This window comes from Streptomyces sp. 6N223 (assembly GCF_052246635.1).
Taxonomy (GTDB): domain Bacteria; phylum Actinomycetota; class Actinomycetes; order Streptomycetales; family Streptomycetaceae; genus Streptomyces.
In genome coordinates this window covers 243,139-268,621 of the sequence record NZ_JBQQCA010000003.1, presented here as the reverse complement: position 1 = coordinate 268,621, position 25,483 = coordinate 243,139, and the positions used below count along the sequence as shown (strand labels likewise).

The window sequence follows — 25,483 nt, the reverse complement described above, 5'->3', positions numbered from 1 at the left end:
CGCCCACACCCCGGCACCCCACCCGGGGGTGAGCGTCGACCTCCACGGTCACCCGGCCGTCCCACGGGTAGTCGGTGCGGACGGTCACGTCGAGCACGCCCGTGCGCACCGTGGCGCTGGCGTAGAGGCCGATCGTCAACCCGCTGTCGGAGACGACGGCCATGTGGTCCTGGAGCTGCGCCGCCCACCGCACCACGTTCGGCGGGCAGCACGGGCACCCGAACCACGCCCGCCGCAGCGGCTCGCCGCCCTCCTCCGCGCCGCTGCGCTGCTCGTGGTCGGGCCGCCGCTGCAGCGGGTTGTCGTAGAAGAACGCCCGCCCGTCCAGCGAGGTGCCGACGGCGTAGGCGTTGAACAGCACGCGCTCCACGACGTCCAGCACGTCCGCCCGCCCCGTCGCCAGGAACAGCCGCCAGCCCCACTGCATCGTGCCGATCGCCGCGCAGGTCTCGGCGTACGCGCGCTCGGACGGCAGCTCGTACCGGTCGCCGACCGCCTCGTCGGAGTGCCGGCTGCCCAGGCCGCCGGTGAGGTAGAGCTTGGTGGCGACCATGTCGTCCCACAGCTCCTCCAGGTGCGCCAGCGTCTTGGCGTCGCCGGTCTCCAGGCACACGTCGGTGGCCCCGGCCGCGAGGTACGCCATGCGCACGGCGTGGCCGGTGACCGAGCGCAGCTCGCGCAGCGGCACCTCGTCCTGGAAGTAGGCGGCCGGGAAGACCGAGTGCGTGAGGGCCCGCGAGCCGCGCCGGGTGACGAACAGCTCGGCCTGCCGCAGATACGCGCGCTCCCCGGTCTCGCGGTAGAGCTCGACGAGCGCCATCTCCGCCTCGGGGTGGCCGCAGTAGAGCGGCTCGCCGTCCTCGCCGTAGCGTGCGACGACGAGGTCGGCGAAGCGGCGGGCGACGCGCAGCAGCCGATCGTCGCCGAGCTGGCGGGCGGCGGCGACGGCGGCCTGGGTGAGGTGGCCGAGGTTGTACAGCTCGTGGCCCCAGACCAGGTCCTGCCAGGGCGGCTTGGCGGCGTCGGGGCCCTGGAAGTAGGTGCCGAGGTAGCCGTCGGCGGCCTGCGCGCGCTCGACGAGGCCGACGCTCTCCTCGTAGAACTCCCTGAACTCCTCGGCGCCCCGGGCCAGTTCGTAGACCAGGCCCTCCAGCGTCTTGTAGACGTCGGTGTCGAGGAACGGGTAACGCCCCTGGTAGGGCGGGGGGTTGGGGGTGCCGTCCGTCACCCGCCGGAAGTTGTCCAGGTTCCCGGCCCGGGTGATCTCGCGGACGGCGTGGGGCAGCGTCGCGTCCCGGTTGCGGCGCTGCCACAGCGCCAGCAGGCCGTCGGTGAGCGTCACCTCGCGCGTGCCCAGGACGCGCCCGGCGGGTCCCGTCGCCCGGACGGCCGGGGCGCCCTCGGGGCGGGCCGGGGCCTGCTGCTGTTGAGGGGGCATCTCGGTCCGTTCTGGTGCGTGCTGACATGTGGCAGGTGACATTGCACTGGTACAGAGTGACGCCCGCAAGGGCGGTGGCGGTTACGTTCGTGTTACGCCACGACCGGGCCGTGGCCCGTGACGACCAGCCGCAGCAGGGCGTTCGCTCCCCGTGTGCGTCATTTCGGCGGCCGTCGGCGCGGTCACGGCCCGGTCTACGGCGTATACGATGCGCCGTTTGCGAGCCGGTTCTCAGCGTCTTCTCAGCGTCCCCTTTGCAACGCCCCCAGGTCTGCGGGCCGAGGATGCCGTCGACCTTGCTCTCGGGCAGAGTGTCCAGCCCTTCAGGGTCGGCGTGGGTGGGTGTTCCCGCGGAGCGGGGTAGGGGTGGCCGATTCGTGACCAGGGTGATGCGATGTCCGGGAGGAGACGGCGCTCAGGCCGGTCTCGAGCAGGTGGAGCAACTCGGAGTTGAGGGTTCGCCGGTCGGTGGTCGCCCGGTCGGCCAGCCGGGTGTGAAGCTCTTCAGGGATGCGAAGCGTGAACGTGATCAGCCGCCATTGCGCCGTTACGGTGACGTCATGTCACGTTTCCGGATGTACCCGACGGGCGGGCAGGTGAGCATCGTGCTCGATCACTGCGCGCATGCCCGGTACGTCTGGAATCTGGCTGTCGAGCAGCACGCGCACTGGAAGCCGGGCCGGAAGCCTGCTCCCGGATTCGCCGAGCAGTGCCGCCAGCTCACCAGGCCCGGCGGGCCAACGAGTGGCTCGCCGCCGGGAACGCGGACGTGCAGCAGCAGGCCCTGAGGGACTTCGCCAAGGCCAAGCAGGCCTGCTTCACCTCTGGGTTCGGGGAGCCGACCTGGCGCAAGAAGCATCAGCACGAGGGCTTCCGCGTCATCGGCACCGACCGCGTACCCGAGTACCACCAGGACGGTTCGCCGAAGCTGAATGCCAAGGGCAAGCATGTCATGGGCCGATGCGTCGTCGTGCAGAAGCTCAACCGCCGCTGGGCGCAGGTGAAGGTACCCGGCTGCGGCTGGGTCCGTTTCCGCCTCAGCCGTTCCGGGCTGCCCCGCGCGAAGACCTTCCGGGTCACCTTCCGCAACGGCCAGTGGCACATCGCCTTCGCCGTCATCCCCGAACCGATCGCCACGCCCGGCACGGGCGAGATCATCGGCATCGACCGGGGCGTGACCATCACCGCCGCCCTCTCCGACGGGCGGAAGCTGAACTGCCCCCAGCTCACCACCAGAGAACGCGCCCAGATCTGCAAGTTCCAGCGGCGTGCCGCCCATGCCCCCAAGGGCAGCGCGCGGAAGACGGCCGAGTACGCCAAGGTTGCCAAGCTGAAGGCGCGGGAGGCGAACCGGCGCAAGGACTGGTGCGAGAAGACTTCCACCATGCTCGCCGGGTCGCATGACCTGATCCGTTTCGAGAAGCTGAATATCAAGAACATGACCCGCTCCGCCCGGGGCACGGTCGAGCAGCCCGGTAAGAACGTCCGGGCCAAGGCCGGACTGAACCGTGGCATCCTCGCCCCAGGCTGGGGTCTGCTGCGCCAGCGGACCGAGCACAAGGCCCCCGGCCGGGTGGAGGACATTCCCGCCCCGTACACCTCCCTGCGGTGCAGCGCCTGCCCATGGATCGAGAAGAAGTCGCGCGAGAGCCAAGCCGACTTCGAGTGCGTATCCTGCGGCTTCACCTGCAACGCGGATGAGAACTCAGCAACCAACGTCGCGGCAGGACAGGGCGGGATCCCCCGCCCCCGGCGCACAGCCGGTGCCGGAGGGGTGACAACGGCCACCAGCCGTTCGAGCGCCCGTGAACCTCAACCCACCTAGGGCTGGAATCCCCCTCTTTCAGGAGGGGGAGGATGTCAAGCGCGTGGAACGGCGACCTCGTAGCCGTGGTAGCTGACGACGCGGGTGTCGTCGTCGCCAGCGGTGGCAGGGCCGGCGGCGAGTAACGACGCCGCGAGCGCCGAGGCCAGGGCGAGCGTGGGGGATCGCATGGGTCCTCCGGGATACGTGGGGGGACTGGGGGACTGGGGTCTGCGCTGGCGCATGAGTTTGACATGTCCGCTGCATATGACGGAAGCGGCCCGCCGGCCCTCTCGCCCTGGCGACCTGGCACGGTGCCGTCACCGCCGCGGAGTTGTGGGAAGCCGCGGCCGTCGTGGTGGGCGCCCGGGAAGGGAGGCTGCGGTGGCCCGGCGGCTCCCGTCGCCGCCGGCCGGTGCCAGGTGGACGAGGAATGGCTGGGCGCCGGAGACGCGGACACGCCGCAGGTGCGTGGGGGTGAGGCGGTGGCGGATGGCAGTGGCCAGGGCGTCGGGATCGGGGAGAAGGAGCACGGCCGTGCCGTCCGGCGCGAGGACGCGGCGCAGTTCCGTCCACCAGCGGGAGGGTGCGGTGGCCAGGAGGCCGCCGGCGTGGGCCTGCGTGCCCCAGGGCGGGTTGCACAGCACGCGGTCGACGCCGGAGTCGGGGAGAGGCAGGCGGCCGGCGTCGGAGCGGCGGATGCTGATGGGCAGGGCCGCGGGCTGCGCTGCCGGCAGGTGGGCGGCGTCGGCGTTGGCGCGGGCCGCGGCGATCGCGTCGTGGGAGAGGTCGAAGCCGTGGAAGCGGGCGCCCGGCTGCGCGAGCGCGGCCTCGATCAGCAGGGTGCCGGCGCCGCAGCACGGGTCGAGGACCAGGTGACCGGGGCGTATGTCGGCCATCGCGGCCATGGCGGCGGCCAGCGGCGGGTGCAGGGTGCCCGGGATGGTCCGCCGCTTGTACGCCCGGCGGTGCAGCGGTCGGTCGGTGATACGCAGCATGAGCGTGGCCCGCGCGCCATCGAGAGTCAGCCGCCACCCCCAGTGACCCGGCGGCGGCGCGCTGCCGGTGCGCCGCGAGTGGTAGGAGACGCCCAACCGCCGGGCCAGGGCCGGACCGACGACGTCCTCGGCGTCGTAACGGCTGAACGTGCGGCGGCCCAGGAAGGACGCCGATACGTCGATGCCGGTGAGGTCGTGCTCCGCCCGCGTCAGGACGCGGCGCAGGCTCCGGAGGCGGTCGGTGTCGGCGAGCTCGGCCAACTCCGCCAAGGCCTGGAGATCGCGCTTCGTCGCTCCGACATCGGGTCGCTGGGCGGCGAGCAGGAAGACGTCGTCCGCGGTCCGCAGCCGCGGCGCGGGCCCGGACGCGTGGAAGTGGACCTCGCGATGGCGCAGGTCGGTGACGACGCCGAGCCCGGACCCCACAACCTCGGCGGCGACGGTGGATTCCAGGCCACGGACGCAGCGCGCCACGAGGGGCGTGTGCATGGTGATTGTTCTTCTCCCACGTCAGCACTCGGGGCAGCGCTCCGCTGCCCCGCCTCGTCGGCGACGGGGGCTCCTCGCTTCGCCGACGGCGGCTAACGCAGGTGGAAGAAGAACGTCATGGGCGACAGCCTATAGCCCCGGCAGCCCTCAGGCCCCGGCAGCCCTGCGTCACCAACCTGGCGCGCTGGCCGGTGAGCTGGGCATGGCGCTGCCCGAACTCGCGCTGCGCTGGCCGATGTCGCGGCCGGTCGTCGCCTCCGTCCTCCTCGGCTCCTCAACTTCGACGCTACGGACGCGGGGGCGGCCGAAGCCGTGGCGGCCACCCCCGAGCCGTGGTGGGGCTAACCCGAGGCGTACGCGCTCACGCCGCGCACGCCGCTCACGCCGGGCAGGTGACGTCCCGCTCGGGGAGCTCCCCCGTGCGCAGGTAGTCGTTGACCAGCCCGTCCGTGCAGGCGCTGCCGTACTCGCCGTACACGCCGTGGTGGTGCGCGCCGTCCAGGGTGACCAGGCGGGAGGAGGGCCACAGCTCCTCGCGCACGGCGAGGGTGCGCTCGTAGAGCGTGCGGGGGTCGCCGGTGGCGGCGACCAGCAGGGCGTCCTGGTCGCCGTCCACGACCGTGGGCGGCTCCGCGGGCCGGTCCCAGAACGAGCAGGGCGTGATGTTGTTCATGAGCGGCCCGGCCAGCGGGGTCTCGGCCCGGCTGCGCTGCACGTCCCGCCAGTGCACGGCGGGGTCGCGCGGGGCCGGCACGTCCCCGCACAGGATCGCCGCCTGCGCGCTGCCGTAGGGGGAGCTCTCCCCGGTGAGGAGGTACGTCAGGGTCTCGGTCAGCCGCGGCGTGGGCTCGACCGGTTCCCCGTTCGCCGCCTTCGCCAGCACCCCGACCGTGGCGGCCAGGCCGGTGTAGGAGTCGGCGTGGTCGGTGCCGAGGCTGCTGAAGACGATGGCGGGCAGGACGTGCTCGCCGATGTCGTAGTCGCCCACCCGCAGCGGCCGCTCGCTTGCCGCGTCGAAGACGCGCTCCACCGTCTCCAGCACCGCCTCCGGGGTGGTGCCCAGGCCGTGGCCGGTGCCGGGGTGCTCGGCGGCCCAGGCGGCCCAGTCGCGCAGCGCCGCCTCGTTGGCGGCCTCGGCGCCGCGCAGGATCCGGGGGTTGTAGACGCGCGAGTCGCTGACGCCGTCGAGCACCATGCGGTCGGTGCGGCCGGGGAACAGCTGGGTGTACACCTGGCCGAGGTAGCTGCCGTAGGAGTAGCCGAGGTAGGAGATCGTCTCCTCGCGCAGGGCGCCCCGGATCACGTCCATGTCGCGGGCGGTGTTGCGGGTGGTGACGTGCGGCAGCACGTCGGCGTTGGTGCGCTCGCAGCGCTCGGCCAGGTCGCGCTGGAAGGCGACGGCGTCGCGGAAGTCGGCGCGGGTGTCGCCGGGCGCGCGCAGGAAGGAGCCGGTGGGCCAGCCGCAGTCCAGCGGGGTGCTGCGGCCGACGAAGCGGGGGTCCATGCCGATGATGTCGTAGCGGGCGGCGACCTCGCCCATGGCCTCGCGGATGTCGGGGGGCATGTCGATGGCGGTGCCGCCTGGCCCGCCGCTGTTGAGCAGCAGCGGGCCGACGCGGTGGGCGGTGTCGGTGGCGGGGATGCGGGATATGGCGACGGTGATGGTGCGGCCGTCGGGCTCGGCGTAGTCCAGCGGCACGGTGACCTCGGCGCACTCGACGCCGGCGGCGTCCAGCTCCTGCCCGAGCTCGTCGCCGGGGCCCTGCGCGCAGCCTCCCCAGTCGATGCGTTGCTGGTAGTAGCGCTCCAGCCCTGTGGGCGCGCCACGGTCGGGGCCGCCGCCCTGGCCGGCGGCGGTCGCCGCGCCCGCGGGAAGCGTTGTCGCGGTTGTCGCGCACACGAGCGCGGCGATCAACTTCTTTGTGATCATGGGAAGTTACGCTAGGCCGCGGCGTCTCGCGCGGCACTCCGGCGCTCCCCCGGCCTCGCCCGGGGGATTACCCCACCAGCGAGCCGCGACTCGGCGACCGCCAGGCCGGCGATGGCGCCGAGCAACAGCACCGTTCCCGCGACCGTGGCCACGGTGAGGCTCTCGCCCAGCAGCAGCACCGCCAGCGCCGCCGCGCTCACCGGCTCGATGAGCATCACCACCGCCGCCGTCGCCGCCCGCACGACAGCCGCCCCCGCGAAGTACAGCGGGTAGGCGAGGGCGGTGGTGACGGCGGCGACGTACAGCATCAGCAGCACCACCCGGCCCGGGTGGCCGGCGTGCGGCCACAGGCCCTCGGCCAGGGCCGGCGGCAGCATCAGCGCCGCGCCGATGCCGAACGACCAGACGGTCAGCGTGTACGGGTCCTCCCCGGCGCCGTGCCGTCCGGTCCAGCGGCCCAGGACGTTGGAGACGGCGTATCCGGCGGCGGACAGCAATGCCCAGGCCACGCCGAGGGGGCGCACGACGCCGGCCTCGTTGCCCAGCACCAGCACCGCGAGCCCGGCCACCGCGCCGCCGACGGCCAGCAGCCCGCCGCGGCCGACGCGTTCGGCGAGGAACAGCCGCCCGGCGGCGGCGGTGAGGACGGGGGCCGCGCCGAGGGTGACGATGGTGGCGACGACCAGGCCGGTGTCCCGCACCGCGCCGAAGTACGCCGCCTGGAAGACGGCCAGGCCGAGGCCGGTGCCGGCCAGGAGCAGCGCGCGCGGGCGCAACGGGCCCGACGGGCGCGGGGCGGCGAGGGAGGGGCGCCGCAGCACGGCGGCCGCGAGCAGCAGCAGCGCCATGCCGCCGAGGAACCGCCAGAACGACACGGCCAGGGGCCCCACGTCGCTGGAGCGGTAGACGACCTCGACGGCGGCGCCGGTCGTCCCCCACGCGGTGCCCGCGATGGCGAGATACGCCAGGCCCCGGCCGACCGGCCGGCCGGGCAGGGATGCTTCGGATGCGTTCGACACGGATGGATCTCCTCCACGGAGCGGATGGTCGTGGTCTCCCGTGTGTGCGGGCACAACCAGCCGGCGCGCCGGAGCCGCCGAGAGGCGGCCGGCGCGCTCGTGTCGAGGGCGGCCCGCCTAGCGGGCCGGGGGCGGCGAGAGCACTGCCATGCGCATGATCGCCACGCTAACGCAGCCTCCGCCCCTCACGCATCGTCTACCGCGTCATCGAGTCACGCCGCGCGCGGCGGGCCAGCACCAGCGTGCGGTGGGCGCAGGCCACGACCGCCGGGTCCACGAACCGGCCGTCCGGCAGGGCCAGGGCGCCGGTGCCGGTGGCAGACGCCTTCAGGATCTCCTCGGCCGCCTCGATCTCCCGCTCGGACGGGAGGAACGCCCGCTCGATGACAGGGAGTTGGCGCGGGTGGATCGCGGCCCGGCCCAGGAAGCCCAGGGCGCGGCCCGCCGCGCAGGAGCGGGCCAGGCCCTCGGTGTCGCGCACGTCCGGGTAGACCGACTGCGGCGGCGGGGGCAGGCCCGCGGCGCGCGCGGCCAGCACGACCCGGCCGCGCGGCCAGGCCAGGCCCGCCTCCTCGGTGACGCCCAGGTCGGCCCGCAGGTCGGCCTCGCCCAGGGAGACGCCCGCCACCGCCGGGTGCGCCGTGGCGATGGCGTAGGCGTTCTCGACGCCGAGGGCGTTCTCCAGCAGGGGGTAGAGGGACGGCGTTCCGGGCGTGGCCGCCCAGCCGGCGACGCGGGCGACGTCGGCGGGGGCGGTGACCTTCGGCAGCCGCAGGGCGCCCAGGCCCGGCAGCGGCGCCAGGCGGCGGGCCTCGGACGCGGCGAGCGGGCCGTCGAGGGCGTTGAGGCGCACGTGGACCGGCACCGGCGGGCGTGCGGCGAGGAGTTCGGCCGTGGCGTCGAGGGCGTATCCCTTGCGGTCGGGCGCGACCGCGTCCTCCAGGTCGACGATGACGACGTCCGCGCCGGAGCGCAGCGCCTTCGCCACCACCTCGGGCCGGTCGCCGGGGGCGTACAGCCAGGTGAGGAGGAGAGAACCGGCAGGGGAGGTCATAGCGCGCCCTCCTCGCGGAGCGCGGCGATCTCGCCGGGGCTGAGGCCGAGACCGGCCAGCACGGCGTCGGTGTCGGCGCCGTGGGGGCGGCCCGCCCAGCGGATGGCGCCCGGCGTCTCGGAGAGGCGGAAGAGGACGTTCTGCATCCGCACGCGGCCCAGCTCCTCGTCCTCGACCTCGGCGATGGTGCCGAGCGCCCGGTACTGCTCGTCGGCCATCACGTCGCGGATGTCGTAGACCGGCGCGATCGCCGCCTCCGCCTTCTCGAACGCCGCGATGACCTCGTCCCGGCTGTGGCGGGCGATCCAGGAGGCGACGGCCTCGTCCAGCTCCGCCGCGTGCCGCGCCCGGCCGGTGCCGGTGGCGAACCACTCCTCGCCGGTCACCTCCGGCCGCCCGACGAGCCGCATCACGCGCTCCGCGATCGACTGCGCCGAGGTGGAGACGGCCACCCACCGCCCGTCCGCCGTCCGGTAGGTGTTGCGCGGGGCGTTGTTGGTGGAGCGGTTCCCGGTGCGGGGCTGGACGTACCCGAGCTGGTCGTACCAGATCGGCTGCGCGCCCAGCACGGTCAGGATCGGCTCGATGATCGCCATGTCGATGACCTGGCCGCGCCCGGTGCGGTCGCGGCCCGCGAGCGCCGTCATCACGGCGTACGCGGTGCTGATCGCCGCGATCGAGTCGGCCAGGCCGAACGGCGGCAGCGTCGGCGGCCCGTCCGGCTCGCCGGTGATGGCGGCGAAGCCGCTCATGGCCTCGGCCAGGGTGCCGAAGCCGGGGCGGCGCGCGGCCGGGCCGAACTGGCCGAAGCCGGTGACGCGGGCCAGCACCAGGCGCGGGTTGGCGGCCGAGAGCTGCTCCCAGCCGAGCTGCCACCGCTCCAGGGTGCCGGGGCGGAAGTTCTCGATGACGACGTCGGACTCGGCCACCAGGCGCAGCAGCACCTCGCGCCCGCCGGGGGTCGACAGGTCGCAGGTGATGGTCTTCTTGTTGCGGCCCAGCAGCTTCCACCACAGGCCGACGCCGTCCTTGGCGGGTCCGTGGCCGCGCGAGGGGTCGGGCTTGCGCGGGTGCTCGACCTTGACGACCTCGGCGCCGAAGTCGCCGAGGAGGGTGGCCGCCAGCGGCCCCGCGAAGAGCGTAGCGAGGTCGAGGACGCGCAGGCCGTCCAGGGGGGCGGGCGGTTCTGGCCTGTCAGGGTTCCCGGGATTCATCGTGCTCCCTCGAGGTGGTGCTGGGTGTGCCGGCCGTGCCGGCTGTGGAATGTGTCGATGTCGGTGCGGTCCGGCATGGCGGAGGAGGCGCCGGCGCGCTGCACGGAGAGCGCGGCGGCGGCCGAGGCCCAGGCCATCGCCTCGGGCATGGGCCGCGACTCGCCGTACGCCGCCACCGCCAGCGCGCCGGCGTACGCGTCCCCGGCGGCCGTGGTGTCCACCGCGCGCACCCGCGCCGCCGGAACCGTCACCGGCTCCGCGCCGCGCGCGGCGCGGAGGCTGCCCGCGGCACCGAGGGTGACGACGACCCCGGGCACGGCGTCCAGGAGCGCGAGGGCGGCGCGGCGCGGGTCGTCGTGGCCGGTGAGGGCGGCGGCCTCGTGCTCGTTGGGGATGAGGAGGTCGGTGAGGGCCAGCAGCTCGTCCGGCAGAGGCCGGTCGGGCACGGGGGAGGGCGTCAGCACGGTGCGTACGCCGTGGGCGCGGGCGGCGCGGGCGCCCGCGAGCACGCCGTCGAGGGGGAGTTCGAGCTGCATCAGCAGGGCGTCGGCGGCGGCGATGCGCTCCTCGTCGCCGGGCGCGAGCGCGGTGACGGCGGCGTTGGCGCCGGGGACGACGACGATGGAGTTGCCGCCCTCGTCGTCCACCACGATGTGGGCGGTGCCGCTGGGGCCGGGCACGGTGCGCAACGCCGCCACGTCCACGCCGGTCTCGGTGAGGGTGGCGCGCAGCCGGGCGCCGAAGTCGTCCTCGCCGACGGCGCCGATCATGGCGACGGAGCTGTCCGCGCCGCCCGCGCGGGCGGCGGCGATCGCCTGGTTGAGGCCCTTGCCGCCGGGGATGGTGCGGAACTCGCGCCCCGCGACGGTCTCGCCGCGGGCGGGCGCCCTCGCCACGTACGCGACGAGGTCCATGTTGGTGGAGCCCAGGACGGCGATGGTGGGGTGCTCCGTGTGCTCCGTGTGCTCCGTGTGCTCCGTGTGCTCCGTGTGCTCCGTGTGCTCCGTGTGCTCCGCGTGCTCCGTGTGTTTCGTGTGCTTCATGCGGCTGCCTCCAGGGTGAGTTCGGCCAGGGCGTCGAAGCCGATGCCGTCGAATCCGGCGACCGTGGTGGCCAGGCGGTTGCGGAGGGGAGCGGTCCACTGCCCGGGGATCGCCTCGGGGGAGCCGGCCAGCAGCCCGGCGAGGGAGCCGGCGGTGGCGCCGTTGGAGTCGGTGTCCCAGCCGCCGGAGACGGTGCGGCAGATGGAGGCCGCGTAGTCGCCGTCGGCGTGGGTGAGGGCGGCGGCGAGCAGGGCGGCGTTCGGCAGCACGTGGACCCAGTGGTAGCCGAGGTCGCCGGCGTAGCGGGCGTGGAGCCGGTCCACGGCGGCGTCGAAGCCCTCGGGGATGGCGGGCGCGGCGCGGGCCGCGTCGATGCCGAAGCGGACGGCCTCGGCGTAGCGGGACTCGGGCGGCACGACGGCCAGGCCCGCGCGCAGGCAGGCGTGGATGTCGGCGTCGCCGCCGGCCGCCCGGGCCACGGCCGCGGCGGCGAACATCTCGCCGTAGACGCCGTTGGCGGTGTGGCTGAGCACGGCGTCGCGGTGGGCGAGCTCGGCGGCGGCACCCGGGTCGCCGGGGTGGGTCCAGCCGAAGACGTCGCCCCGGATCTGGGCGCCGATCCACTCGCGGAACGGGTTGCGGTAGGCGGCCGTCGCCGGGGGCTCGATGCCGGAGAGCAGGTTGCGGTACGCCACCCGCTCGGCGGTGAAGGTGCGGCCGGCGGGCAGCTCGTCGAGCCAGAGCTGGGCCACGTCGGCGGTGGTGAAGCGGTGGCCGTGCCGCTGGAGGAGGAGCAGGCCGAGGAGGGGGTAGTTGAGGTCGTCGTCCTCGGGCGCGCCGTCGAGGTTCTCGGCGAGGGAGACGGCGGCGGCGCGGCGGTTCCAGGGGTGGGCGGCGAGGACCTCCGGTGGTACGCCGGAGGCGGTGAAGTAGGTGCGGATTGGCCAGTTGCCTGCGGAGCGGGCGAGGGCCCGGATGCCGGCGAGGGTCACCTTTTCGACGGGCTTGCCGAGCACGCAGCCGGCGGCGCGGCCGAGCCACGCGGCGTGCAGGCGCGCGCGCAGCGCGGGGCGATCCCCGCACGCCCGCCCCTCGGGGCTCCGCCCCGGCCAGGACGGGCAGGCGGCCCGGATGGCGGCGAGGTCCGTCGGCTCCTTCTCCGCCAGCGGCGACCGCAGCGTCGCCAGTTCGTCCAGGAGCTCCTCGGCCAGCGCCCGCAGCGCCGGATCCACCGGGGCGGGGGACGCCCCCGCCCGGTCGGGGGCCAGGTGGCCCCCCGACGCGAGCCAGCGGCGTTCGATCGCGGCGAGAGCCTCCTCCTCGCGCCCGTCCTCCTCCGCCTGCCGCAGCTCGTGCCCGAGCAGGTCCTCGGGCTGCACCCACGTCAGCCGGAGCATCACGCCTCCCCCGGATTCCCCGCGATAGCGGCAAAGCGGCGCTCGTGCGCGCGGCGGCGCTCCACATCGCGGGCGTACACCTCGCGCGCCACGGTCGTCAGCGCCGCCGCCGGGGCGTGCAGGTCGAGCCTGCTGGCGCGCGCCACCTCCGCGCTCCACTCCTCCGGCACCGTGCCCTCGCCGCGCAGGGCCCCGGCCAGCGCGCCGCTCATCGTGGCGATGGAGTCGCAGTCGCGGCCGTAGTTGACCGAGCCGAGCACCGCGGGGCGGAAGTCGCCGCCCCCCACCACCAGCATCCCGAGCGCGATCGGCAGCTCCTCGATGGCGTGCAGCCGGGAGGGGCGGCGGGCCCCGAGCGAGGGCTGGCGGTAGTCGGGGCCGACGGTGTCGAACGGCGCCACCGCCTCCCGCAGCGGGCCCAGCGCCGCCTCGAAGTCGTCGTAGTGGGACGCCGTCTCGCAGACCGCCTCGATCGCCGAGCGGGTGCCGTCCTTGGCGAGCGCCAGCACGTCCTCCACCACCGCATCGGGCGTCGCGCCCGGTTTGCACGCGGCGGCCACCGCGGCGGCGAAGACGCCGGCCGCCTCCCGCCCGTAGCTGGACTGGTGGGCGCCGGCGACGTCCAGCGCCTCGGCGTACGCACCCTCCGGGTGCCCGGCGTTCACCAGGCCAACCGGCGCCATGTACATCGACGCGCCGCAGTTGACGATGTTGCCGACGCCGGCCTCGCGCGGGTCCACGTGGCCGTAGTGCAGCCGCGCCACCAGCCACTTCTCGGCGAGGAAGACCCGCTGGAGCGGCAGCGCCTCCGCCTCCAGCTCGGGGATCCAGCGCGGGGTGGTGATCAGCTCCGGCACGAGGTGGTCGGCCACGGCGTAGGCGTCGAGGTGGTCGCGCACCTTCTCGTAGACGCGGATCAGCGCGTGCGTCATGAGGGTGTCGTCGGTGACGTGCCCGTCGCCCTTGTGGTACGGGGCGATGGGGCGGGCGGTGCGCCAGCGGTCGCGGTGGAACGGCTCGACGATGCCGGTGACCCGGCCGCCGTAGCGCTCCGCGATGGCCTCCGGCGACCAGCCCTCGACCGCGCCGCCGAGGGCGTCGCCGACCGCCGCGCCGACCAGCGCCCCCGCGATGCGGTCCTCCAGCGTCGGCGTCGAGCGTTCGGTGGGCGTGGTGGACGTGGGCGTGGGCGTGGTCGTCATGCGTCAGGTCCTTTCCGTGCATGAGGTGTGAGGGAGGTGCGGGCCAGCCGCGCGGCGATCTCCGTCAGATCGGTGCCGGCCAGCCGCGGCAGGGCGCAGCCCGCCAGCGAGCGGCACGCCTCGCGCCAGGTGAGGGGCAACGCCTCGGCGCCGCCGACCACGCCCGTCAGGGCGCCCGCGAGCGCGGGCGCGGAGTCGGCGACGCGCGACAGGCAGGCGGCGCTGGGCACCGCCTCGGTGACGTCGCCGCCCGCCGCCAGCGCGACGGCCAGCGCCACCGGCACGGTCTCGGCCGCCGCGATGCCGTAGCTGTAGACGTGGTCGACGATCTCGTGCTCCAGCACCGGCACCAGGGCGAAGGCGTTGCCCGGCGCGCCGGGGCTGGCGGCTGCGACGGAGCGGCCGAGCTTCACGGCCTGCTCGGCGTTGCGCAGGATCTCCGTGCCCTCGGGCAGCTGGCGCAACGCCTCCTCCACGCAGCCGTCGATGTCCGCGCCGCCGAGCGCCGCCGCCACCGCCGCCGCCACGGCGCGGGCGCCGTGCACGCCGTCGCCGTCCTGCGTGTAGCGGGCGTCGAACTCGGCGAGGTCGGCGGCGGCCGCCGGGTCGCCGGGGTGGACCACCGCCAGCACGGCGGCGCGCACGCAGGCCGCGTCGTCGAAGTAGTGCGGGTTGTCGTGCCCGGTGGCGGGGGGCCTGAGGCCCGCCGCGAGGTTGCCGAGCCCGGCGCGGACCGAGATGCGGGCGCGGAGCGGGATCTGCGCCGACTCGATCTCGTCGGCGCGCGCCGCCGCCGCGGCGACCTCGTCGGCCAGCCCGCTCCAGGCCAGCGCGAGCGCGGAGCGCACCCGCTGGTCGGCCGTCAGGTCGCTGTCGCCCGCGCCCGCCTCCGCCTCGGTGGCCGACAGCACGGACAGCGCGGTGAACGCCGCCCACTCGGCGTCGTCGGAGGGTCCCAGGCGCAGCGGCTCGGGCGGCTGGTTGAGCGCTATCGGCACGGGCAGCGTGGTCGTGGCGTTCTGCTCGGCGAAGGTGTCGAGCTCGCGCGTCAGCCGCCGGGTCCAGTCCGGCATGCGGGCGGCGCGGTGCCGGCCGGAGGGCCAGCCGGCGGCGTCGCCCGCGGCGAGGCCGAGCAGCAGCCCGGCGATGCGGCCGCGTTGGTCCGGGGGCTCCGCCGCCCGACCCCCGTGGGGGTGGTGCGGGTCCGTGGGCCCGGCCGCGCCCGCGCTCTCCCGGGACCCGGGGGCCTGGGAGGTGCCCTCGTCGCCTTTGCGGAACGACTGCCCACGACCGGGCTGGGGGCTGGTCACGCTGCGGCCCTCTCGTCGTCTTCACGACCGCCGGGGGGCGGCGTGAGCTGGTCGGCCAGGTCCAGGATGTGGCGCCCCGCCATGGACGGCAGGCAGTTGCCGCGCACCGGGCCGATGGCCTTCGCCCATTCGGCGGGGATGGACGACTCTCCCCGCAGCGCGCCGGCCAGGGCGCCCGCGACCGCCGCCGTGGTGTCGGCGTCGCGGCCCATGTTCACGGCCGTCGGCACCGCCCGCGTGATCTCGCCGCGCGCCGCCGCGAACGCGCCGAACGCCAGCCCCACCGCCTCCGGCGCCAGGTCGGTCCACGGGTAGCCGCCGATGACCGTGGCCGAGCGCACCGCCCGCTCGATCGACAGCGGCGTGGCCTGCGGATCGCGCCGCGCCAGCCGGGCCGCCGAGACCGCCCGGTGCAGCGAGCGTGCCGTCCAGGAGTCCTCGGGCACGACGGACAGCGCGGCCTGCACCACCACGTCCGGGTTGTGGCTCACCATGGCCGCCGCCACACCGGCCGCCACCGCCCGCCCGCCGTAGATGCCCTCCCCGTCGTGGGAGACGGTGCCGTCGATCGACACCAGCCGCGCCGCCTCCGCCGGCCGCCCGGCGGCGTACACCCCGAACGGCGCCGCCCGCATGGCGAGCCCGTCGCTCCAGGCGTGCCGGTGCTGGGCGGAGATCGGCGCGGCCAGGCCCCGGCGCAGGTTCTCCAGCGTGCCGCGCTCGCTGAACCCGGCGCCCTTGAACGGGCCCTCGTCCCGGTCGGCGATCCACTCGTGCCACGCGGCCTCCACGTGGGCGACGGTGAGCGCCGAGCCGTGCTCGGCCAGCAGCAGGCCCGAGAAGATGGCGTACTCGGTGTCGTCCGTCCCGATCGGGTCCTCGGAGACGAAGCCCTCGATGCGGCCCCACCGCTCCCGGATCTGGGAGGGTTTGAGGTTCTCGGCGGGTGCGCCGATCGCGTCGCCGACGGCCAGGCCGAGCATCGCGCCGCGGGCGCGGTCGCGCGGCACGATCGGGCCGTGGGCGGGCGTCGTGGCACGGCGCCGTCGCCGTGTCACGCCGGTGGGCTTCGCTGCCGATGGGGGCGTGTCCTGCCTGTCCTGATCGAGGCTGAGACTCATGGTGTGTGCGCGCTCATTCCTTTGTGTCGTGTCGCGGTGCGTCAGCTACCTCGGCGCTGGCGTCGTTGTCAGCGCTGGTAGCGGTCGAGGATCCGGTTTCCGTCGTCGGCGAGCTCCTCTCGCAGGTCGTCCAGGTCGTCGGCGCCGCTGTAGTAGTTCTGGAGGGCGGGCGTGGCGATCTTGTCCTTCCACTCCGGGTAGCCGCGCACCCCGAGCACCGGGGAGGGCCGCAGCTGCTGGGAGACCTCGGCGCCGGTACGCCAGCCCAGGTCGGTGGTGGTGAACGCCGGGTCGGCGAGCGCGGTGGAACTGGTCGGCAGCATCCAGTCGCCCAGCGCCAGGTCGACGGCGTGGTCGGGGCGCGTGAGGTAGGCGATGAAGTCGGCGGCGGCCTGCTGGTGGTCGGAGTCCTCCGACACCGACAGGGTCTGCGGCGCCACGCCCTGCGCCAGCCCGTACTCCTCGCCGCCGGTCGGCATCGGCAGCACGGTCCACTCGAAGCCCTCCGGGGCCTGCTGCGCCACCTGCTGCCGGTACGAGAAGTTGAGCGGCAGCATGGCGTAGCGCCCGGCGAAGAAGCCGGGGAGGGTGTCGGAGCCGGTCATGCCGAGGCTGCTGCCGGGCGCGGTGTGGTCCTCGTTGACCTGCCGGTTGATCAGCTCGGCGACGGCGGAGTCGGCCGGGCCGTAGCGGATCTCGTTCTCGCCGTCGGCGTCCTCGTAGAAGATCCGGCCGCCGGTGGAGAGGGAGAGGTTGACCGACTGGCTGACGGGCTCGCTCATCGACCAGGCGACGCCGTAGGTGTCGCCGCGGGTGAGGTCGCGGCTGGCGTCCTCGAACTCCTCCCAGGTCCAGGGGTCGTCGGTGGTCGGGACGCGCACCCCGGAGCGCCGCAGCAGCTCGGCGTTGGCGATGAGGACGCGCGGCTCCTGGAGGAAGGGAACGCCGTAGATCCCGCTCTCGCCGCTGTCGAGCTCGAAGGTGGTGGTCTGCCAGGAGGCGTCGGGGATGTCGGAGCGCAGCGAGCCGGGCAGCAGGCCGGACAGGTCGGCCAGGTACCCGCCGTTGGCGAAGTCGATGAGGTCGGAGGCGTCGTCGTGGAAGATGTCCGGGGACTCGCCGCCCATGAAGGAGGTCAGCAGGTAGTCGTGGACGTTGGCCCAGTCGCCCTGGACGTACTCGACCTGGACGCGGGGGTGTTCGGCGTTCCACTGGTCCACCAGGGCCTGGGTGGCCTCGATGGACTCCTCCTGCCAGGCCAGGCTGAGGAACTCCAGCGTGACGGTGCCGTCCGAGGCGTCGTCCCCCGAACCGCAGCCGGACAGGCCCGACAGCAGCAGGGCGGCCAGCCCGACGGCGGCTGCACATCGTCGCGATCGTCGCGCGCGCATCAGCCCTTCACCGCCCCGGCGAGCATGCCGCTGACCAGCCGCCGCTGGAGCAGCGCGAAGAACAGCAGGCTGGGCAGCGTGGCGAGGAACGCGGCGGCGGCCAGCGGGCCGAGGTCCGCCACGCCCTCGGCGCCGATGAAGTGGGTCAGGATCACGGACATCGTCTGCTTCTCCGGGGTCTTGAGCAGCACGAGGGCGAAGAAGAACTCGTTCCAGGCGAGGACGAAGGCGAACATCAGCGTCGCCACCACGCCCGGGGCGAGCAGCGGCAGCACGACGCTGCGCAGGATCCGCAGCCGCCCGGCCCCGTCCACCGCGGCGGCCTCCTCCAGCGAGCGCGGCACGGCGCGCACGTACCCCTGGAGCATCCACAGCGCGAACGGCAGGCTCCAGACGACGTAGACCAGGATCAGGCCGGGGAGGGAGTCGATGAGGTGGAGGTTCCGCAGCACCAGGAAGAGCGGGATGATCACCAGCACCAGCGGGAACATCTGGCTGACCAGGATCCACACCGTCCCGGCCCGGCTGATCCACGAGCGGTGGCGGACCAGGACGTACGCCGCGGGCACGGCTATCGCCACCGCGATGAGGGAGGCGCTGCCCGCCGCGATGAGGCTGTTGACGGCGGAGCGCAGCAGCGGCTGGGTGTCGAAGGCGGTGCGGTAGTTCTCCAGGGTGGGGTCCTCCGGCAGCCAGGCCGGCTCGATCCTGCCCAGTTCCTGGGGGGACTTCAGGGAGGTGGAGACCAGCCACAGCAGCGGGAAGGCGAGGAAGACGAGGTACGCCAGCAGCGCCGCGTACTGGCCGGCCCGCGAGAGGCGCTTCGCCGGGGTGCGCATGACGGTGCGCGTTCCGGTGCTCATTCCGTCTCCTCCCTCAGCCGGTTGCGCAGGAAGAGCGCGAGCAGCACCGCGATGACGGCGACCATCACCAGGCCCATCGCCGCCGCGTAGCCGAACTGCCCGTACTTGAACGCCTCCTCGTACGCGAAGAGCATCGGCAGCCGGGTCTCGCCGCCGGGCCCGCCCTGGGTGAGGACGTACACCAGGGCGAAGGAATTGAAGTTCCAGATGAAGTTGAGCGCGGTGATGGCGATGACCACCGGCCGGATCGCGGGCCAGGTGACGGTGGTGAAGCGGCGCCACACGCCGGCGCCGTCGATCGCGGCGGCCTCGCGCAGCTCGTGCGGCACGTTCTGCAGCCCGGCGAGCAGCACCACCGTGGTCTGCGGCATGCCCGCCCACACGCCGACCGCGATGACGGCGGGGAGGGCGAGGGAGAGGTCCGTCAGCCAGTCGATGTTCTCGTCGATGAGGTGGAGCCGGGTCAGCGCGTCGTTGAGGATGCCCGCGTCCTGGTGGTAGACCAGCCGCCACATGACGCCGACCACGACCTCCGGCATGGCCCACGGCACCAGCGCCAGCGTCCGCGCCAGCCAGCGGAAGCGGAGGTTCTCGTTGAGCAGCAGCGCCAGGCCCATCGCCAGCAGCAGCTGGAGGCCGGTGACGCTGAACGCCCACACCAGGCCGATACGGAAGGAGTCCCAGAACAGGTCGTCGTGGCGCAGGTCGGTGAGGTTCAGCAGGCCGATGAACTGGGTGGGCTCGGTGCGGCCCGCCTGCGAGTCGGTGAAGGCGAGGGACACGCCGTACAGCAGCGGTCCCACGCTGAGCACGAGGATCGGGATGAGGGCGGGGAGGAGGAGGAACCACGCGCCCCGGTCCAGGCCCAGCGCGCGTTTGCGCTGGGCCGGGGTCCGGGGCGGCGGGGTGCCGCGCTGACCCGGGACGGCTCTGTCCCGGGGAGCGGTCAGGCTCATGGAGACCTCTTCGTTTCGGATGAGTCGGTGGAGGCGCGCACGACGAGGCGCGGCGGCTCGGTGGTCGTACGGGTCGGCAGCTCGCCGTCGGGATCGTGGAGCCGGTCGAGCAGCAACTGCGCGGCGCGGCGGCCGCGTTCGGAGGAGCGCAGGTCGACGCTGGTCAGCGGCGGCCAGCCTGCCTGCGCCAGGGTGCTGTCGTCCATCCCGGCCACCGCGATGTCCCCGGGGATGCGCAGGCCGCGGGCCAGCAGCGCGCGCATGGCGCCGAGCGCGAGCTGGTCGTTGGCGCAGAAGAGGGCGTCCGGCTTGGGCCTGGCGTCCAGCAGCTTCTCGGCCGCCGCCGTCCCGGTCTCGATGCCGAACTCCGTGTGCACGACCAGCTCGTCGGCGTACGCCAGCCCGCACTCCGCCAGCGCCGCCCGGTACCCCAGGTCGCGGTTGTGGCCGGGGACGGTGTCGGGGGGGCCGTTGACGAACGCGATGCGGCGGCGGCCCGTGGCGTACAGGTGACGGACGGCGATGGCGGCGCCGGCGACCGAGTCGGCGCGCACGCTGTCCACGGGCACCTCGTCGGGCAGCGAGCCGATGACGACGACCGGCCCGGCGGCGTTGGTGAGTGCCTCGATGTGCGCGTCGGTGATGCGGATCGGGCAGATGATCAGCCCGTCGCTGGTGCGGTCGCCGAGGCTGCGGACGACGGCGAGTTCGTCCTCGGCGACGGCGTCGGTGGAGTGCAGCAGCAGGCGGTATCCGGCCGCCTTGGTGACGCTCTGGATGGCGCGGACCATCGCCACGTAGACCGGGTTGCCGATGTCCTGCATGGCGAAGGTGAGCTGCCGGGTCCGGCCGCCCTTGAGGGAGCGGGCCACGGCGTTCGGCACGTATCCCAGCTCGGCGGCGGCGCGGCGCACCCGCTCGGCGGTGTCGCGGCGGGCGCCGAGGCCGTTGAGCACGCGGGAGACGGAGGCGACGGACACGCCCGCGCGTTCCGCTATCGACACGATCGTCGGCTGTCCACCATTGCCACCACCACCCGACATCGCGTTGCCCCTCTTCGCCCGGCTATGTGGCCATTTCTGTAAACGTTTCCAGTCGCTGTAATCGTTTACAGATGTTGCGCCGAGGTTTCCCGCCCGTCAAGGCCCCACGTTCGGATTGGCTGATCTACTGGCTGATTTACAGCCCGGGGATGCGCCCGTTGCGGAACAGGTCCACGAAGATCTGGTGGTCGGCGCGCGCCCGCGTCCCGTAGGAGTGGGCGAAGTCCACCAGCGCCTCGCCCAGGCCCGCGACGTCGCCGCCGATCGCCGCGTCGATCGCCCGCTCCGTCGAGAACGGCACGAGCGAGTGCCCGCTCTCGTCGTCGGCCGCCGCGTGCATCGTGGCCGTCGCCCGCCCCAGGTCGGCCACGACCGACCGGATCTCGCCCGGGTCGTCGATGTCCGACCAGTCCAGGTCCACGGCGTACGGCGACACCTCCGCGACGAGCTGCCCGGCGCCGTCCAGCTCCGTCCACCCCAGCCACGGGTCGGCGTGGGCCTGGAGCGCGCGCTGCGAGATGACGGTGCGCTGTCCCTCGTGCTGGAAGTAGCCGCGCACCCGCTCGTCGGTGATGTGCCGGGACACCGCCGGTATCTGCGCCTGCTTGAGGTAGATCACGACGTCGTTCTCCAGGGCGTCGCTGTTGCCCTCCAGCAGGATGTTGTACGAGGGCAGTCCGGCACTCCCGATGCCGATCCCGCGCCGGCCGACGACGTCCTTGACGCGCTGCGCGTCGGGCCGCGTGCGGTTGGAGGGCGGCAGGGTCGCCAGGTATCCCTCGAACGCCGCCAGCACCTTCTCGCGCACCGCCGCGTCCAGCGGGATCGCGCCGCCGCCGGGCGTGAAGCGGCGCTCGTAGTCGCGGATCTCCGTCATCGACTCCAGCAGCCCGAAGCGGGTGCGCGCGCGGGCGTCCCGCAGCGCGTCCAGCAGCGGCCCCCGCGCCGTGTCGAGCGTGAACGGCGGCACCTCGTCGTCCTTCGCCCCGCCCGCCAGCGCCCCGATCCGCTCGCGGTAGGCGTCGGCGTACGCCCGCACCAGCTCGCCGATCACCTCGTCGCTGAGCGCCTTGGTGTACCCGATCAGCGCCACCGAGGCCGCGAACCGCTTCAGATCCCAGGTGAACGGCCCGACGTACGCCTCGTCGAAGTCGTTGACGTTGAAGATCAGCCGCCCGTTGGCGTCCATGTACGAGCCGAAGTTCTCGGCGTGGAGGTCCCCGTGGATCCACACCCGCGAGGTCCGCTCGTCCAGGAACGGCCCCGCGTCCAGCGACTCCATGTCGTGGTAGAAGAGGCAGGCCGTCCCACGGTAGAACGCGAACGCCGAGGCCGCCATCTTCCGGAACTTCACGCGGAACGCCGCCGGGTCCGCCTCCAGCAACTGCCCGAAGGCGGTGTCGAGGACGCCGAGTATCTCCTCGCCCCGCTCCTCCCGCGACCCCTGTGACCCCTGCGACGACATGGCGCCCCTGCCTCTCCCCGTGCTCCGGCTCGCTGGACGCGGCGAGCCTATCGACGCCCGATTGCCGGCCGGTCGATGGACAGGCAAAGAAGAAGAAACGATCCTCGTGCGTGGGGTGGTCCGGGAGGACGCGGACCAGTTCGAGTTCTACGGGGTGCCGTGGCCGTCGAGAAGGCGAAGCAGCACAGCGGCCTCCGCGCGGAGCCGTGCGACCCGGTCGGCGTGGGCGGGTGCCGTCAGATGTGCCGCGGCTTCCAGTCGTTCGGTGGCTTCGCCTCGCACGATGTCCGCCACAGCGCTCTCGCTCAGCTCACGCCGTGCTGCCTCGGTGGCACCGGCGCCGGCCGGTGACTGTTCGAGTGCCAGGCCGCGCAGATCGGCTTCGTCCACGGGCACCGCCTCCGCGTTGTCCAGCGCGGCGAGGGTCGCGCGCAGGGCGCTCACCGCGGCCTTGTCGCGGGCGCGCATCGCTTCCGGGAGCGCTTGACGCATACGAACACGTAGGCACATGCCGGGACCCTATGGCCGTGCTCCTGGCGCCACAACGGGATATACCGCCGCCCGCTTGGCCTCACTTGCGGAATGTTGGCGAACGGGTTGCATGATCATGCAGGAGTATGTATAAACTCCTACTCGTGTCCAAGGTTCTCACCTCCCTGCCCGTCGGCCAGCGCGTCGGGATCGCCTTCTCCGGCGGTCTCGACACCTCCGTAGCGGTCGCGTGGATGCGCGACAAGGGCGCCGTGCCCTGTACCTACACCGCCGAGATCGGCCAGTACGACGAGCCCGAGATCGCCTCGGTGCCCGGCCGCGCCACCGCGTACGGCGCGGAGGTGGCCCGGCTGGTCGACTGCCGGGCGGCGCTGGTGGAGGAGGGGCTCGCGGCGCTGGCCTGTGGGGCGTTCCACATCCGGTCCGGGGGGCGGGCGTACTTCAACACCACCCCGCTCGGGCGGGCCGTCACCGGCACGCTGCTGGTGCGCGCGATGCTCGAGGACGACGTGCAGATCTGGGGCGACGGCTCCACCTTCAAGGGCAACGACATCGAGCGCTTCTACCGCTACGGCCTGCTCGCCAACCCCTCCCTGCGGATCTACAAGCCGTGGCTGGACGCCGACTTCGTCCACGAGCTCGGCGGCCGCAAGGAGATGTCGGAGTGGCTGCTGGCCCACGGCCTGCCCTACCGGGACAGCACGGAGAAGGCGTACTCCACGGACGCGAACATCTGGGGCGCGACCCACGAGGCCAAGTCCCTCGAACACCTCGACACCGGCATCGAGATCGTCGAGCCGATCATGGGCGTGCGGTTCTGGGACCCGGAGGTGGAGATCGCGGCCGAGGACGTGACCGTCGGCTTCGAGCAGGGGCGGCCGGTGACCATCAACGGCAAGGAGTGCGCGTCCGCCGTCGACCTGGTCCTGGAGGCCAACGCCATCGGCGGCCGGCACGGCCTGGGCATGTCCGACCAGATCGAGAACCGGGTCATCGAGGCCAAGAGCCGCGGCATCTACGAGGCGCCGGGCATGGCGCTGCTGCACGCGGCGTACGAGCGGCTGGTCAACGCCATCCACAACGAGGACACCCTCGCCACCTACCACAGCGAGGGCCGCAGGCTCGGCCGGCTGCTGTACGAGGGCCGCTGGCTGGACCCGCAGGCGCTGATGCTGCGCGAGTCGCTGCAGCGCTGGGTCGGGATGGCGGTCACCGGCGAGGTGACGCTGCGGCTGCGGCGCGGCGAGGACTACTCGATCCTCGACACCTCGGGCCCGGCGTTCAGCTACCACCCCGACAAGCTCTCCATGGAGCGGACCGAGGACGCCGCCTTCGGGCCGGTGGACCGGATCGGCCAGCTCACCATGCGCAACCTCGACATCGCCGACTCCCGCGCCAAGCTGGAGCAGTACGCCGGGCTCGGCATGATCGGCAGCCCGCAGCCGACGCTGATCGGCGCGGCGCAGGCGGCCTCGACCGGGCTGATCGGCGCGATGCCCGAGGGCGGCGCGGAGGCGATCGCCTCGCGCGGCGAGGCCGCGGGCGGGGACGAGGGCGCGGACGCGCTGCTCGACCACGCCGCGATGGAGGCCGGGAACGACTGACTAGTCCGCCGAGGGCCGGAAGCCCTCGGCGGTGACGCGGGCGGCGTCGGCGGGGCGTTCGCTGTCGAAGACGAGGGTGTGGCCGTCCGGGGCGTGAACGCGGACGCGGTGGACGTAGATCCCGCGGCCCCGGCGGTCGGCGTCGCCGTCCGTGCGGTAGGTCCAGCGCAGGTGGGTGGCCCCGGCGGGCAGGGCGGCGGTGGCGTCGAGCCAGCGGCGGGCGGCGTGGCCGCGGAAGGTGCCGGGGGACTCCCAGCGGTGGCTCGCGTCGGGCGTGCGCAGCGCGAAGGGGAGCGGGCGCCAGGCGGCGGCGCCGTCCGTGGAGAGGGCGAGGGTGCCGGAGCCGGCCTCGGGGTCGGTGTCGTACCAGAGGGCGAAGGCGACGCGGGCGCCGTGGGCCACCGGGACGGTGAGGTGGCCCGCGGTGGCCGCGAACCAGGCCGTGCCGCCGGAGGGCGGGCGCACCGGCAGGGCGCGGGCGAAGGCGCGGGCCGGGCGGCGGCGGTAGGCGCTGTCGGTGTTCCGCTCCCGGGTGGGGTGGACGCGGTTGGTGAGCAGGACGAGGACCATGCGGGCGACGGGGTCCACCGTGAGGGACGTGCCGGTGTAGCCGGTGTGGCCCGCGGTGACGGGCGAGCAGAGGGCGTCCATGAAGGAGCGCTGGTCGAGCTGCCAGCCCAGGCCGCCGGGCGAGGCGCCGAGGATCGCGCGGACGGTGTCCTCGGCGAGGATCCGGGTTCCGGCGTACCGCCCGCCGTCGCACAGCATCTGGCCGAAGACCGCCATGTCGAACGCCGTGGAGAAGATCCCGGCGTGGCCCGCGACGCCGCCGAGCGCCCAGGCGTTCTCGTCGTGGACCGTGCCCCGGATCATGCCGCGTCCGGTCCACGGCTGGTACTCGGTGGCGGCGACACGCGGCCACAGCTCCCTGGGCGGGTTGAACAGGGTGTCGCGCATGCCGAGGGGGCCCGTGACGCGCTCGGCGACGAGGGCGTCGAGGGGCTGGTTCGTGACGCGCTCCATGAGGGCGCCGAGGGTGATGAGGTTGAGGTCGGAGTACTCGTGGCCGCTGCCGGGCTCGCGGGACAGGGCGGAGGCGTAGACGGAGGGGAGGCGGGCGTCGTCGGGGAGGTCGTAGAGGTTGAGCCAGGCGGGCAGGCCGGAGCGGTGGGTGAGGAGCTGGCGCACGGTGACGGCCGCCTTGGCCGGGTCGGTGGCGGCGAACGCCGGGAGGTGGCGGGCCACCGGGTCGTCCAGCGGGAGCACGCCCTGCTCGTGGAGCTGGGCGGCGACGGTGGCGGTGAACAGCTTCGTGACCGAGGCCAGGTCGAAGAGGGTGCCGGTCGCCATCGGAACCCGGTCGGCGGGCGGGAGGTCGACGGGGGCGGCGGCCTCGGCGTCCCAGGAGGCGTAGCGCACGGCGTAACCGCGCGCCTCGTGGGCGACGATCACGCCGTCGCGCACCGCGACGAGGGCGAAGCCGGGGATGTGGGGGAAGGCGGCGGCGGCCTCCGCGATGCGGGCCACGTGGTCGGCGAGGAGCCCGGCCTCGCCCGCCGTGCCGTGGCGCAGGGGCCGGGAGCGGGAGGGGGAGGAGGGAGAAGGGAAGGGGAGGCCGGCGGGGGTGGTGGCCGGCGGGCCGGTGAGCAT

22 protein-coding genes are annotated in these 25,483 nt (G+C 74.0%); 2 read left to right on the top strand and 20 right to left on the bottom strand.

The window, feature by feature from the left end; all coding sequences use genetic code 11:
* Both ACTWQH_RS04185 and ACTWQH_RS04180 read right to left on the bottom strand, forming a co-directional pair.
* On the bottom strand, nt 1-1,438 hold a 1,438-nt coding region (locus ACTWQH_RS04185), incomplete at its 3' end, for a glycoside hydrolase family 127 protein (protein ID WP_443284918.1).
* Between the two features lie 323 nt (nt 1,439-1,761).
* Nucleotides 1,762-1,950 (bottom strand): Arc family DNA-binding protein, encoded by a 189-nt coding sequence (locus ACTWQH_RS04180; RefSeq protein ID WP_443284929.1) that lies wholly within the window; start codon nt 1,948-1,950, stop codon nt 1,762-1,764.
* 257 nt (nt 1,951-2,207) lie between these two features.
* Between ACTWQH_RS04180 and ACTWQH_RS04175 the strand changes: the two genes are divergently transcribed.
* On the top strand, nt 2,208-3,263 hold the full coding sequence (locus ACTWQH_RS04175) for an RNA-guided endonuclease InsQ/TnpB family protein (RefSeq protein WP_443284917.1): 1,056 nt from the start codon (nt 2,208-2,210) through the stop codon (nt 3,261-3,263).
* 35 nt (nt 3,264-3,298) lie between these two features.
* Here ACTWQH_RS04175 and ACTWQH_RS04170 read toward each other — a convergent pair whose 3' ends face one another.
* The 17 genes from ACTWQH_RS04170 to ACTWQH_RS04090 form a co-directional block, all read right to left on the bottom strand.
* Entirely contained in the window at nt 3,299-3,433 is a 135-nt protein-coding gene (locus tag ACTWQH_RS04170) for a hypothetical protein (RefSeq protein ID WP_443284916.1), read from the bottom strand.
* A 129-nt stretch (nt 3,434-3,562) separates the two neighbouring features.
* Entirely contained in the window at nt 3,563-4,729 is a 1,167-nt protein-coding gene (locus ACTWQH_RS04165; protein WP_443284915.1) for a methyltransferase domain-containing protein, read from the bottom strand.
* Nucleotides 4,730-5,108: 379 nt separating this feature from the next.
* On the bottom strand, nt 5,109-6,659 hold the full coding sequence (locus ACTWQH_RS04160; RefSeq protein WP_443284914.1) for an alpha/beta hydrolase: 1,551 nt from the start codon (nt 6,657-6,659) through the stop codon (nt 5,109-5,111).
* Nucleotides 6,660-6,670: 11 nt separating this feature from the next.
* The gene (locus ACTWQH_RS04155; protein ID WP_443284913.1) at nt 6,671-7,678 is read right to left on the bottom strand and encodes a DMT family transporter; all 1,008 of its coding nucleotides are present in this window, start codon (nt 7,676-7,678) and stop codon (nt 6,671-6,673) included.
* A 196-nt stretch (nt 7,679-7,874) separates the two neighbouring features.
* Nucleotides 7,875-8,732, bottom strand: a complete 858-nt coding sequence (locus ACTWQH_RS04150; protein ID WP_443284912.1) for an HpcH/HpaI aldolase/citrate lyase family protein — start codon at nt 8,730-8,732, stop codon at nt 7,875-7,877.
* The gene (locus ACTWQH_RS04145; protein WP_443284911.1) at nt 8,729-9,946 is read right to left on the bottom strand and encodes a CaiB/BaiF CoA transferase family protein; all 1,218 of its coding nucleotides are present in this window, start codon (nt 9,944-9,946) and stop codon (nt 8,729-8,731) included. The genes ACTWQH_RS04150 and ACTWQH_RS04145 overlap by 4 nt, the downstream gene beginning before the upstream one ends.
* Entirely contained in the window at nt 9,943-10,860 is a 918-nt protein-coding gene (locus tag ACTWQH_RS04140; protein WP_443284928.1) for a ribokinase, read from the bottom strand. Before ACTWQH_RS04140 ends, ACTWQH_RS04145 begins: the two co-directional genes overlap by 4 nt.
* 125 nt (nt 10,861-10,985) lie before the next feature.
* Nucleotides 10,986-12,386 (bottom strand): ADP-ribosylglycohydrolase family protein, encoded by a 1,401-nt coding sequence (locus ACTWQH_RS04135; protein ID WP_443284910.1) that lies wholly within the window; start codon nt 12,384-12,386, stop codon nt 10,986-10,988.
* A complete protein-coding gene (locus ACTWQH_RS04130) occupies nt 12,386-13,588 on the bottom strand; it encodes an ADP-ribosylglycohydrolase family protein (RefSeq protein ID WP_443284909.1) in 1,203 nt (400 codons plus the stop codon). The genes ACTWQH_RS04135 and ACTWQH_RS04130 overlap by 1 nt, the downstream gene beginning before the upstream one ends.
* A complete protein-coding gene (locus ACTWQH_RS04125) occupies nt 13,585-14,898 on the bottom strand; it encodes an ADP-ribosylglycohydrolase family protein (RefSeq protein WP_443284908.1) in 1,314 nt (437 codons plus the stop codon). The genes ACTWQH_RS04130 and ACTWQH_RS04125 overlap by 4 nt, the downstream gene beginning before the upstream one ends.
* Nucleotides 14,895-15,881: an ADP-ribosylglycohydrolase family protein gene (locus ACTWQH_RS04120; protein ID WP_443284927.1), complete on the bottom strand. Its 987-nt coding sequence runs from the start codon at nt 15,879-15,881 to the stop codon at nt 14,895-14,897. The genes ACTWQH_RS04125 and ACTWQH_RS04120 overlap by 4 nt, the downstream gene beginning before the upstream one ends.
* Before the next feature lie 206 nt (nt 15,882-16,087).
* Nucleotides 16,088-17,410 carry an ABC transporter substrate-binding protein gene (locus ACTWQH_RS04115; RefSeq protein ID WP_443284907.1) on the bottom strand — a complete coding sequence of 441 codons (1,323 nt, stop codon included), beginning with the start codon at nt 17,408-17,410 and terminating at the stop codon, nt 16,088-16,090.
* Nucleotides 17,410-18,249 carry a carbohydrate ABC transporter permease gene (locus ACTWQH_RS04110; protein WP_443284926.1) on the bottom strand — a complete coding sequence of 280 codons (840 nt, stop codon included), beginning with the start codon at nt 18,247-18,249 and terminating at the stop codon, nt 17,410-17,412. Before ACTWQH_RS04110 ends, ACTWQH_RS04115 begins: the two co-directional genes overlap by 1 nt.
* 20 nt (nt 18,250-18,269) lie before the next feature.
* The gene (locus ACTWQH_RS04105) at nt 18,270-19,229 is read right to left on the bottom strand and encodes a carbohydrate ABC transporter permease (protein WP_443284906.1); all 960 of its coding nucleotides are present in this window, start codon (nt 19,227-19,229) and stop codon (nt 18,270-18,272) included.
* Complete coding sequence (locus ACTWQH_RS04100; RefSeq protein ID WP_443284905.1) at nt 19,226-20,233, bottom strand: LacI family DNA-binding transcriptional regulator; 1,008 nt, start codon at nt 20,231-20,233, stop codon at nt 19,226-19,228. The genes ACTWQH_RS04105 and ACTWQH_RS04100 overlap by 4 nt, the downstream gene beginning before the upstream one ends.
* Before the next feature lie 175 nt (nt 20,234-20,408).
* Nucleotides 20,409-21,737 (bottom strand): DUF2252 domain-containing protein, encoded by a 1,329-nt coding sequence (locus ACTWQH_RS04095; RefSeq protein ID WP_443284904.1) that lies wholly within the window; start codon nt 21,735-21,737, stop codon nt 20,409-20,411.
* A gap of 147 nt (nt 21,738-21,884) precedes the next feature.
* Nucleotides 21,885-22,205, bottom strand: coding sequence for a hypothetical protein (locus ACTWQH_RS04090; RefSeq protein WP_443284903.1), 321 nt, complete (start codon nt 22,203-22,205; stop codon nt 21,885-21,887).
* A gap of 167 nt (nt 22,206-22,372) precedes the next feature.
* On the opposite strand from ACTWQH_RS04090, the gene argG reads away from it, so the two are divergent.
* Nucleotides 22,373-23,833, top strand: coding sequence for an argininosuccinate synthase (gene argG, locus ACTWQH_RS04085; RefSeq protein ID WP_443284902.1), 1,461 nt, complete (start codon nt 22,373-22,375; stop codon nt 23,831-23,833).
* Here the strand turns inward: argG and ACTWQH_RS04080 are convergent, their stop codons facing one another.
* Nucleotides 23,834-25,483, bottom strand: coding sequence for a serine hydrolase domain-containing protein (locus ACTWQH_RS04080; protein ID WP_443284901.1), 1,650 nt, complete (start codon nt 25,481-25,483; stop codon nt 23,834-23,836).